The sequence below is a fragment of the Mycoplasmopsis agassizii genome (assembly GCF_002272945.1).
GTDB lineage: Bacteria > Bacillota_I > Bacilli_A > Mycoplasmatales > Metamycoplasmataceae > Mycoplasmopsis_B > Mycoplasmopsis_B agassizii.
Genome location: NZ_NQMN01000001.1, coordinates 57,746 through 69,729, shown reverse-complemented (window position 1 = coordinate 69,729; position 11,984 = coordinate 57,746). Strand labels below are relative to the sequence as shown.

Genomic DNA, 11,984 nt, shown 5'->3' with positions numbered 1-11,984 from the left:
GAAGCATGAAGAAAGTAAATGAAAAAAATTTAGACCCTAAACACCCTTTATACTATGCAGCAAATTATTTTTTTAAAGCAGAAGGAATTATCAAACACGCTTTGCCTGATGCAATTACTACCTTGCAATTTTTTCAGCGTGGTGATGATGCAATGCTAGCAGGTATGGAAGAAGTTTTGGAACTGCTTGAAAAATATACTGATACAAGTAAGTACAAGATTAAGTATCTAGAAGATGGCACCATTATTAATTCAATGGACATCGTTTTAGAACTTGAAGGTAAGTATGAATATTTTGGAACTTATGAAGGTATTATCGATAGCATTTTAGCTCGTGCTACTTCTGTTGCAACTAATATTAGACACTGCATCAAAGCAGCTGGTAAAAAAGAAATTATTTTTATGTCTGATCGAAGCGACCATTATAGTAACCAAATTAGAGATGGTAAGGCTGCGATTTTAGCAGGTATTAAGGCTCATCCTACAACAGCAACTTCACAGAATCGACCTGAATTAGTTTTTGGTTCTATTCCCCATGTTTTAATCCAAGCATTTGAAGGTGATGTTGTCAAGGCAATGCTTTATTACAAAGAACTTTATCCTGAAGATGACTATTTGGTTGCTTTAGTTGATTTTAATAACGATGTCATTAGCGATTCTTTAAAGGTTTTAGAAGCTTTAAAAGGCGACTTAAAAGCAGTGCGTGTTGATACATCTAAGTCAGTGATGGATAAAATGTTTAACGAAAGCGACAAAGAATTTGGTGTGACAGTTAGGCAGATTAAAAACCTAAGAAAGTCATTAGATGCTAATGGTGGTGAGCACGTGAAAATCGTTGTTTCGAGTGGTTTTACACCTACTAGAATCGCTGAATTTGAAGCACAAAACGCACCAGTTGATTCATATGGAGTTGGTGAATATATTTTAGAGATTAAGAATCATTTCAGCGCTGATGCCGTTAAAATTAACGGCAAACACCTAGCTAAGGTTGGGCGTTTTTATCGAGATAGTTCAAAATTAAAGGTGTATGGTAAATAATATGAGTGATATTGGTTATTTAGTTATTTATAACTTAGTGGCGTTTTTACTAGGTTATCTTTGAGGTAGTTTAAATACTTCAATCTTGGTTTCTAAATTCATCTTTAAAGATGATATTAGAAAACATGGTTCTGGTAATGCTGGTTCTACCAACATTACCAGACGTTTTGGTGTAAAAGTTGGTGGAGCAATTTTTGCTTGAGATATTTTCAGGGTTTATTTATTCTCGTTATTTATTTATATTATTAATACTCATAGCGATCTTAGACTTAATCCAATGGTTAATATTTATCCTCAAATTGCTGCTTTTGGAATTGTCCTTGGTCATATCTTTACTGTCTTTTTTAAATTTAAAGGTGGTAAAGGAGCAGCCACAGTTGTTGGAATGTTTTTAACAGTTAATGTTTTATTGTTCTTAATCGGCGCTGCTTTATGAATTAGTTTAATGTTTTATAAAAAAATTGTTTCTTTAGCAACAATTTTAGCTAACTTCTTAGTAATACCTTTATTCTTTTTACCTTGAATGGCTTATAGTGGCATTGAAAGTTTGAGTTATTTAATACCCCATAATGCTTTCTTATATTTAGATTCAGGTTATCCTATAGCTGCTTTAGTTTCAGGTTTAACTTTCTTAGCAGCAGCTTCAATTATTATTGGAATGCACCATTCAAATATTAAAAGATTAATTAATAAAACTGAAAAGCCAATCAGTTTACGTAAGAAAAGTGCTTAATTAATAAGTTAATTTGCGAAAAAGTCTGCTTTAGCAGATTTTTTTATTTTTTGCTAATAAGCACAAAATAAATTTAGTTACAAAAAAATAGAGCAGTTTTACTCGCTCTATTTTTTTTCTTGTTCTTATTTTATTGTTTGCTTTGCTCTTTAGGGCGCAAAGTCTCAAGTGGGTTTGAAGTTACTCCTGCAAATAAATGATTAAAGATTTCATCATATTCTTTAACTGGTATGTAAGTTAATTCATTCTTAACTTCATCAGGTACTTCGATTAAATCTTTTTCATTATCATGGGGAATAAAGACAGTTTTAACACCAAATTTATGAGCAGCAATTGATTTTTCTTTCAGTCCACCAATTGCTAAAACTTTACCACGTAAAGTGATTTCACCAGTCATTCCAACTGTTTGACTAACCGCTCTTCTAGTTACGGCACTAATGATTGCAGTTGTAAAAGTTACACCAGCACTAGGACCATCTTTAGGGATTGCTCCTGCAGGTACGTGAATGTGAATGTCATAAGATTCTCAAGAAAAGTCTTTAGGAATATTGAACTTCTCAGCGTTTGATCTTACATAAGAAAGGGCTGTTTGTGCTGATTCTTGCATCACATCTTTTAAGCGACCTGTTAAGGAAATTTTACCTTTTCCAGGGTATAAATTAACTTCAATTTTTAAGGTGCTTCCACCATAAGAAGTATAAGCTAAACCGTTGATTGAACCGATTTGAGGTTCTTTGTCATTAACTTCATTACTGAAGCGATGTACTCCTAATAATTCAAAAGCAACATCTTCAGTAATTTCAAATTCATCTTCATCTTTGATTTCTGAATTCAATAACTTAACAACGATTTTACGAGCAACCTTATCAAGAATTCTTCTTAAATTACGTACACCAGCTTCTAAAGTATAGTGGTTGATAATGTATTTTAAAACATCGTCAGAGATTTTAAAATGACGCTCTTCCAAAGAAGCATCTGCTCTTACTTTATCAATTAAATAGTTACGAGCAATTTGAACTTTTTCTAAAATTGTGTAACTACTTAAATTAATGATTTCCACACGGTCTAATAAAGGTGCAGGAATGTCTTCATAGTAGTTAGCAGTTGCGATGAAAATAACTTTTGATAAGTCATATTCATGTTCTAGATAATGATCTTGAAATTTGTGGTTTTGTTCTGGATCTAAAACCTCTAGCATCGCTGCTGAAGCATCACCACGGTTAGCTTGTGCTTGTGAAGTCATCTTATCAATTTCATCTAATAAGATGATTGGGTTAGATACTTTTGCACGCTTAATAGCAGCAATAATTTTTCCTGGAAGAGCACCTACATAGGTTCTTCTGTGCCCTCTAATTTCTGATTCATCCTTAATTCCCCCTAGAGAAATTTTGACAAACTTTTTACCTAGAGCTTCAGCAACTGATTTAGCTAAAGATGTTTTTCCTGTACCTGGAGGCCCTACTAAGGTTAAAATAGGTACATTATTGAAGCTTTTTCTTTCATAATCATCTTCATTTTCTTCAAAAAGTTCTAAATCAACGTTATGAGTGTCATCAATTTTTAAGAATTTCTTGCTCTTATCGTGTTTTTTATTATTGTTGATAAGAATTGCAATATATTCTAAAACACGTTCTTTAACTTCTTTAAGACCGTAGTGACCTCTATCTAGAATCTCTTTAGTTTTAGCAATATCTAGATCATCAACTAAGACTTTTCTTCAAGGTAATTCTTTTAATAAGTCGATGTAGTTACGTGAAATATTAGCATCAGGACTTGAAGACATCATGCCTTTTAACTTAGATTTTTCGTTGGCAATTAACTTAATAATTGAACGTGGATAACGGTTTTTCTTAACGTTTTTATCATCGTTTTCAACGTTAGGTTCTTTGTCTTCGCTTTCTTCTTTATCTTCAGAATATTCTTCAAAAATACTATCTTCATCGCTATTTTCTTCGCCTAGTTCGTTGCGAATTGCTTTTAGTTTTTCTCTTAATAAGAATTCTCTTTGTTGTTTATTTAAAGTGTTTTTTAAACGCTTTTCAATGTCGTTTTCAACTTCACTTTCATGTACTTTTGAAGTCACTAATAAGATCAAGCGGTCAGCTTGTTCGACTCAGTCAAGATATGAATTATACTTTTTAACTCAATCATCATCTGGTTTTAAAACATCAACAAAATAACTAGAAACTAGAATTGGATTTAAAAAACTAGTGTAGTCTTCTAAGTCATTTGAATTTTCTAAAGGTTGAAATCAAACATCAATATTTTCAAAGTCAATTGCTTTTTTATCTTTAAAACGTTTTTGTAACTTTGAAAATTTAAGTCTTAAATTAGGATCAATTTTAACATCTTTATCTTCGGTTCAGTTAATCAAACTTTTTAAAATTGCTTTAGCTTTAGAAACATCTGAAACGTTAATGTTGAAATCTTGGATTTCAACCATTGTTTTATGTTTAGCATTAGATTCATCAACAAATAAGTTAACAATTGAAACACGTTTAAAAGGTAAAACTGTGACCTTGAAAATGCCTTCTTCTTCTTTACTTGAAATGATTTTGCTTAAGAATCCAACTTTGTGTAAATCACTCACTGTTTCGACAACATCGTTATCGCTTTGAACTTGTGAAGCAAGCACAATTTCGTTATTGTAATTATTTTGCGCAAGTCTTAGTGCACTAATACTTGCAGGTCTACCGACTTGAAATTCAAGTTCAACAAATTGTAAAAGTAATAAGCCTCTGGTGGCTATAACTGGTTTAATCATAAGTCTCCTTAATATGAAATTTCTTTATAATATAAATAATATTAGCACTTTCAAGGGCAGAGTGCTAATATTATTTAAATATTTTTTTAATTTCTAAATTAGTTAAATAAAATCACTAGTGATTTTATCTTATTATGACCTTTTTGTAACAATCTTTTTAAAAAGATCAGTCAAAAGAGTTAGAAACTGGGTCTGTTTTTTTGCTTAAAACAGCTAAAGGAAGTTGTTTTGGTTTTTTAGCAAGTTCTTTTGTTAAGTAAATACTTTGGTCTAAACCAAAGTATTTGTAAGATTTACTATAGAAAATAACAAATCCAACAGTAACAACACCAACAATTGAGAATTGAATTGTGTTAAACGCTGTATATAAAGCGTATGAACCGTTAATGTATTCAGGAATTCCAAAGAAGAATGTTGAAAATCCTTGAAGTGAATATAGATTTGCCATGTTTGAGTAAGTAGCAGGACCTTGAAGCATTCCAAATAATGAAAAATAAAGTGGGTTAAATAAGAATGTATTCAAGGTTGAAATTGCTACAGTTGTTAATGCTAAAGCAGCAATTATATAAGTTACTTGTCATTTTAATGGTACATGCACGATTCTTCTATTTGAATCGCTGATTTTAATCTTACGTGATAAAACTAAATGAAAATTAGCTAGTAAGTAGAAAATGGTAGTTGCAATTAAGAAGGTTATTAATAAAATAACATGACCTAAAATTCCAACATGGCTATAGCCAGCGCCTCCCGTAAATGCTGGAACAATTGCAAATTTTAAAATAATTAAGGTAAATGCATATGGATATCCTGCAACCATTAAGGTTGCTAGGATAAATACAAGTGAAACATCGACTTTTAAAAATCCAAAAATGCCACTTAAATGAGCAATTCATGAAAATAGTAAAACTAGCGCAAACATCATCCCTGTGATGGCGATTTTTTTAGTTAAAAGGATTCTGTTATATTCTTTAGTTGCTTTTCTTTCAGCGAAAAATCTTAAAAGCGCAGGGCTTTTTGATTTAGTTGTTGCTGAAACTGTTTGTAATTGTGTGCTTGAATCAAAGCGCACTCCATTAAGTTTTTGGTTATAAGGATTGTAGTTTAGTGTTGCTTCAATCTCTTCCTTAATGGTTGTAGTTTCTCTCTCTTTATTAAACATGTCTCTATTATTAATAAATATTAAAATAATTTGCTCAAAAATATTTTTTTAAATTTTTTTTGTCAAAATTATTTTTTTGTTGTAAAAGTCTTTTTGCGTTTTTACTTAATTAATGCAGCTAACTTTTAAAAGATTTTAAGCGACAATAACTAGTAAAGTTCGCTTTTAGTTATTTTAATAATAAGTAAAAGCAAGAAAAAAACTTCAAAAGAAAATAAAAATTATTTTTTTGAAGTTTTATTGTCTTGATTATTTTTTAAAACTGATAAGAAGGCTTCTTGAGGGATTTCCACTTTACCAATTGCTTTCATACGTTTTTTACCAGCTTTTTGTTTTTCTAGTAGTTTCATGCGCCGTGTCACATCACCACCATATAATTTAGCAGTAACATCTTTACGATAAGCTTTGATAGTTTCACGGGCAATAACTTTAGCACCGATCACTGCTTGTACGGGAATCTCAAAACTTTGTCTAGGAATTACTTCTTTTAGTTTTTCAACTAAAATCCTTGATTTTTCATAAGAAAATTCATGGTGTGAGATGAAAGAAAAAGCATCAACTTTTTCTTTATTTAATAAAATTTCGACTTTTTCTAGTTTATTTTCTAAATAGCCAATCATGTTGTAATCAAATGAAGCATAACCTTTTGTGACAGATTTTAGTCTGTCAAAAAAGTCTAAAATAATTTCAGCTAAAGGCATTTCATAAATTACAGTTACTCTTTTTTCATGGTATTCAATGTTGATATATTTACCTCTTTTTGAGTTACATAATTCCATAACTGAACCGATATATTCTTCAGTTACTAAAATTGAAGCCTGAATGTAAGGTTCTTCAATTTTAGAAATGTAATTTGCTTCAGGAAACTCTGCAGGGTTAGATAAATATTCAACTTCACCATTACTTCTAGTTAATTTATAAGTAACACTAGGGCTTGTAGCAATGATTGAAACGTTGAATTCTCGTTGCAGTCTTTCTTGTAAAACTTCCATGTGTAATAGACCTAGAAAACCAACTCGAAAACCAAAACCTAGAGCTTTTGAAGATTCTTGTTCTCATGTAATACTGCTATCACTAAGTGAAATTTTTTCTAAAGATTCTTTTAAAATCGGATAATCCTTACCATCAATAGGATAAAATCCTGTAAAAACCACTGCTTTCATCTTTTTATAACCTGGAAGCATTGTTTTTGTAGGATTTGCTTTTAAAGTGATCGTATCACCAACTGCAACCTCTTTAGCATCACGAATTGAAGCAGCAATTCAACCTACTTCACCTGCTTCAAGATATTCTTTTTTAACTTCAGTCGGTGTTTTTACCCCTAATTCAGTAACATGATATTCTTTATTATTAGACATAAAAATAAAGGTATCATTTAACTTAATTTTACCTTCAAAAATTCTCACTAATAAGACAACGCCACGATAAGGATCAAAATAAGAATCAAAAATTAAGGCTTTTAAAGCTAAATTATCATCAGCATTTTTAGGAGCAGGAATTTTTTCAATGACAGCTTCTAAAACAGCTTCAATATTAATATTATTTTTTGCAGAAATTAAAATTGCTTTTTCAGCACTAATGCCTATCACTGATTCAATATCTTGTTTAACTCTTTCTACATCAGCACTTGGTAGGTCAATTTTATTAATTACAGGAATAATTTCTAAGTTATTTTCAATTGCTAAATAAACATTAGCCAGGGTTTGCGCTTCAATCCCTTGACTGGCATCGACTATTAATAAGGCTCCTTCTGAAGCCGCTAAAGAACGTGATACTTCATAAGTAAAATCAACATGACCGGGCGTATCGATTAAATGAAAAGTATAATCTTTATATTTAATCTGTGCAGCATTTAACTTAATAGTAATACCACGTTCTCTTTCAATGTCCATGCTGTCTAGATGTTGTGCCTGCAATAATCTTTTTTCAACAGTTGAAGTGATTTCTAAAATCCTATCTGCTAAAGTGCTCTTGCCATGATCAATATGAGCAATGATTGAAAAGTTTCTAATTTTTGATTTATCCATAAGTTTTTTAATTATAAATTAAGAGAGCAAAAAAGCCTGAGTTTTGTTGTAAATATTCTGATGAAATTTTTTCAAGAAAATAGATAGTTTTAAAAGTAATAACTGGCTAGTTTAGGCTATTAAAAAAAGAGCCCTTTCAGACTCTTTTTCTCTGAACGCCTGCGCACATGTTCAGCCCGTTCCACACTTGAAAACATACTAGTTAGACAGTTTTTTTATAAAAACTCTTTCTCATATCTTATGCTCTTTAGCAATTTTTATCGCCGCAACGGGGCAATACTAAGCGATAACTTGTACACTAATGTGGGGGTTCAATTTGCATAGAATAAAATTTCATTACTATTAAAAAATTCTATGTTAAATAATTATACTTGATAATTTGCTTATTTAAATATTTGAGTGTAACTACTTTACTTATTAAACAGTTTTTATTTTGACTCAAAAAACCAACCACAATCTAACTCAACTTTCAACCGCTAACTACCTAAAAACTCGCTTCATAATATTTTAAAAAATATTATGATTTTATGGATTTAAAAGCATATAATTTCAAAGAAATGCAATTAATTAAATATATCAAAGATGTGAAAGACTTCCCCACGAAAGGGATAGTCTTTAAAGACATTTCACCATTATTAGCTAATGGTGAAGCACTAAACTATACAATTACTACAATGGCTGAACTAGCCAAAGAAGCAGATATTATCGTAGGTCCTGATGCACGTGGGTTTTTATTCGGTACACCAGTTGCTGCTTTTTTAAAAAAGCCTTTTATCATGGTTCGTAAAGCAGGTAAATTACCTGGAGAAGTGATTACTAGAAAATATGCTCTAGAATATGGAAAAAATATTCTAGAGATTCAAAAAGGTTATGTTCAAAAAGGACAAAAAGCAATTATTATCGATGATGTTTTAGCAACAGGTGGAACTTTAAATGCAATTGTTGATTTACTTGAATCACAAGGCGTAGAAGTGATTAAAATTATTGTCTTAATGGAACTAACTTTCTTAGATGGTAAAAGTAATTTAAAACCTGAAGTTGAAGCCTTAATCAAGGTTTAACTAAAAAATAAAAAAAAGTAAATTTAAAAGATAAAGGAATCAAAAAAAGGGCGTTTTGCCCTTTTTCTTTAATCATTTTCTGTGATTTGTTGAATTATTTTTTACCGAATAAACGTTTTCAGAATCCAACTTTTTTCACTGGTGCTTCTTCTTGAGTTGTTTCATTATCGATTTCAATGTCATCGAATAATGATTCTGTAGAATCACCTGTGTATTCTTGAGTGCTTGTTTCAATGAATTCTTGTAATTCAGATGAATCTTCAAGGCTTTCTTGTTCATCAAGAGAATCATTAAATAATTGATCAGTTTCATCAAGTACTTCTTCACGAAGTGGGTCATAACCGTGTTCTTCTTCATGTAAATGTTCATGCACATGACCTTCATGATCGTGATCATGTTCTTCATGGCTGTGTTCGTGATCGTGCTCATCGTGGTGATGTTCATGGTCATGATCGTGTTCTTCATGATGATGTGCATGTTCATCTGTATCAGCTAATAATTCATCAGTTGATTCAAGTACAGGCAACTCAGCTGTTGTAGGTTTTAATTCAGTTTCTTCTGTAACATCTTCAAAGAAGTGTTCAAAAGTTTCTGATTCAGTATCTGCTTCAAATAAGTTATCTTCACTTGTATTAAAGAACTCATCGATTGAATCTTCAGAAACTACAATGTTTTCTTCGGGATGATCTTCAATTACTAATTCTTCAATAACTTCTTCTTTAGGAGTTTCTTCACTCATTAAGTTTGTGATTTCTAGATCACGAAGTAATGATTCTTCTAATTCAGTTGTTGGAATATCTGATAAGTCTTTATTTGTTACAACTTCATTTGAAGGTTGAACTGGCAATGGTGCAGTTTCTTCAACAAATAATTCTTCTTCTTTAACAACTGGCTCAGGTTCTACTTCTGGTAAACTCATTGCTTCTAAATCAGCAAATAAGTTTTCATCAGTCATAGCGATTGTTGAATCACCTAGTTTTGAAGTGTATTCATCAATACTTGCTTCTTCACTGCTTTGTTCTTCTTCAAAAATTTGTTGCTCTTCAACAACGTGTTTTCTTGAGTAAGCATCTAGATCTTGAATTGCTTCAATTCCTACTAATGGTTTACCTTCAATAAATTCAATTGAAGCACCTCCACCTGTAGAAATGTGGCTAAAGTATTTTTCGGCGTCTAAACTTTCAATAGCAGCAACAGAATCTCCCCCACCTACTACTGAGAAAGTATTTTTTAGAGTAGAAATTGCATTAACAACTGTTTGAGTTCCAACTTTATAGTTTGAAAACTCAGTTACTCCCATAGGTCCATTTCAAAAGACTGTACGAGCAGCTTCAATTCCTAATTCTTGATCTCCATTTAGATATTTAGTAATTAATTTACCTGTTTCAGGTCCAATATCTAAAGCCATAAAAGTTGTTGGAATTTCAATTGGGTTATCAAAGTTATATTGAGGTTGTTTATCTTCAAAAGATTTTGCTAGTGCATGGTCAATTGGTAAAACAATTTTACCTTGATTATTTAATAAGAATTCACGAGCAAATTCAACCTGGTCTTCTTCAACCATTGAATTTCCAACACCAATATTTTGTGCCTTCATGAAGGTGTAAGCCATTGCTCCACCGATAATTAATTTATCAACGTTATCGATTAAACTTTTTAGAACTAGAATTTTATCACTAACTTTTGCACCACCAATAATTGCTACAAAAGGACGTTGTGGTTGCCCTAGAACTTCACTTAAGTTAACGATTTCTTTTTTAATTAAGAAACCAACCGCACTTTCAGGAATGTAAGTTGCAATCCCTACGTTTGAAGCGTGTGAACGGTGTGATGTACCGAAAGCATCATTGATGAAAACATCTCCTAATGATGCTCAGTATTTAGCTAATTCAGGATCGTTTTTACTTTCAGCTTTATCATTTAGATCTTCAAAACGAGTATTTTCCATCAAGATAATTTCTCCGTCTTTCAATCTTTCAATTGCTGATTCTAAACGTTTTCCTCTAGTTTTATCAATGAAACGAATATCTTTTTGCAGTAAGTCAGCAAGTGCTGTAGCAACTGGTAATAAAGATTTTGTTTCTCTATCTTCTTTAGTTTTTACTCTTCCTAGGTGAGACATTAAAATAGCACGACCACCATTTTCAACAACGTAATTAATTGTTGGAATAGCTTCTTTAATTCTTTTTAAAGAAGTAATCTTTCCTGTTTTCTTGTCAATAGGAACATTTAAATCTAAACGAACGATAACTTTTTTACCACTTAGACTTAAATCCGTAATAAATTTTTTCATAATTCCTCTCACAACTTTTGCCTTAAATAATTCTCCATTGAATGGCAAAAGTTTTGTTGTAATGTTTTCCATTATTATATAGAAAAATGAAAGTAAAAAAATTTAAAAAAATCAAAAAACAGATTTTTAGATAATTAAAAAGATGATTTTTATTTTTTGACTAAAAAGTTTCTTTTTCTGTAATTTTTTAAAGAAAAAATCACTTTTTGCTTTTAAAAATTAAAATAGAAAATTAAAAAGATGATTTTTAAAAAATTAAAATTTTGCAAAAAAAGCATTTTTTTCTCTCTATTGTGAGAAAAAAATTCATAATAATCCTTTAATTAAGTAACTTACTTAAAAAACAAAAACATCTTTTCATTTTTTTATTTACAGAATCAATAAAAAAATAGTTATTAAGACAATATTTAAAAAACCAGTTAATTAATTTATATAATAGAAACCATGGGGGTGTAATGGTTTCGACAACTATTTTAAACTTATTATTGCAGTAGTGTGGCAGACTATAATTGCTTCTAGGCGTTTCAGCAAACGGAAACGAAAAACAAGAAGACTTTGAATACAACGATCTAATGATCGCTCAATCAAGTCAATACCAATCAAACCTAGCTTTTGCTTAGTTATTAGCAACTAGTCAGTTATTTAAAAGATTCATTTAAATAATCTGTAGTCTTTGAATCTCGAATTAATAATTAAGTCGCTTATTAATTTTAAATTTAGGCTTCTTAAATAAATTACTTTTGTTATTGATAGTGTTTATTTGAGTATTAAATCAGTAACTAAACTGTAGACATAGTAAGACCTTAAAATGGTTGGACCGGGGTTCGACTCCCCGCATCTCCACCATAACTAAATTAGACCTAATCTCTTTTTTTAAAAGAGATTTTTTATTTTAGAAAATAAAAAATTA

Annotated in this window: 6 protein-coding genes, 1 other RNA gene and 1 pseudogene; 4 read left to right on the top strand and 4 right to left on the bottom strand. The window is 30.7% G+C overall.

Annotated features, from left to right (window positions below; genetic code table 4):
- The first annotated feature begins 5 nt into the window (after positions 1-5).
- Positions 6-1,037: a nicotinate phosphoribosyltransferase gene (locus tag CJF60_RS00255; RefSeq protein ID WP_084232057.1), complete on the top strand. Its 1,032-nt coding sequence runs from the start codon at positions 6-8 to the stop codon at positions 1,035-1,037.
- Entirely contained in the window at positions 1,027-1,770 is a 744-nt protein-coding gene (gene plsY, locus CJF60_RS00250) for a glycerol-3-phosphate 1-O-acyltransferase PlsY (RefSeq protein ID WP_084232056.1), read from the top strand. Before CJF60_RS00255 ends, plsY begins: the two co-directional genes overlap by 11 nt.
- A 130-nt stretch (positions 1,771-1,900) precedes the next feature.
- Here the strand turns inward: plsY and lon are convergent, their stop codons facing one another.
- From lon to lepA, 3 genes are all read right to left on the bottom strand, one after another.
- On the bottom strand, positions 1,901-4,534 hold the full coding sequence (lon, locus tag CJF60_RS00245) for an endopeptidase La (protein ID WP_084232055.1): 2,634 nt from the start codon (positions 4,532-4,534) through the stop codon (positions 1,901-1,903).
- Between the two features lie 157 nt (positions 4,535-4,691).
- Positions 4,692-5,693, bottom strand: coding sequence for an MPN527 family putative ECF transporter permease subunit (locus CJF60_RS00240; protein ID WP_084232054.1), 1,002 nt, complete (start codon positions 5,691-5,693; stop codon positions 4,692-4,694).
- A gap of 221 nt (positions 5,694-5,914) precedes the next feature.
- Positions 5,915-7,720 (bottom strand): translation elongation factor 4, encoded by a 1,806-nt coding sequence (gene lepA / locus CJF60_RS00235; protein WP_084232053.1) that lies wholly within the window; start codon positions 7,718-7,720, stop codon positions 5,915-5,917.
- Between the two features lie 557 nt (positions 7,721-8,277).
- Here lepA and CJF60_RS00230 point away from each other — a divergent pair.
- Positions 8,278-8,781 (top strand): adenine phosphoribosyltransferase, encoded by a 504-nt coding sequence (locus CJF60_RS00230; protein ID WP_084232133.1) that lies wholly within the window; start codon positions 8,278-8,280, stop codon positions 8,779-8,781.
- 1,075 nt (positions 8,782-9,856) lie between these two features.
- Here CJF60_RS00230 and CJF60_RS05430 read toward each other — a convergent pair.
- A pseudogene (locus CJF60_RS05430) lies at positions 9,857-11,074 on the bottom strand (phosphoglycerate kinase); the annotation flags it as partial.
- A gap of 446 nt (positions 11,075-11,520) precedes the next feature.
- Between CJF60_RS05430 and ssrA the strand changes: the two are divergent.
- Positions 11,521-11,920, top strand: a transfer-messenger RNA (tmRNA) gene (ssrA, locus tag CJF60_RS00220).
- Positions 11,921-11,984 lie beyond the last annotated feature (64 nt).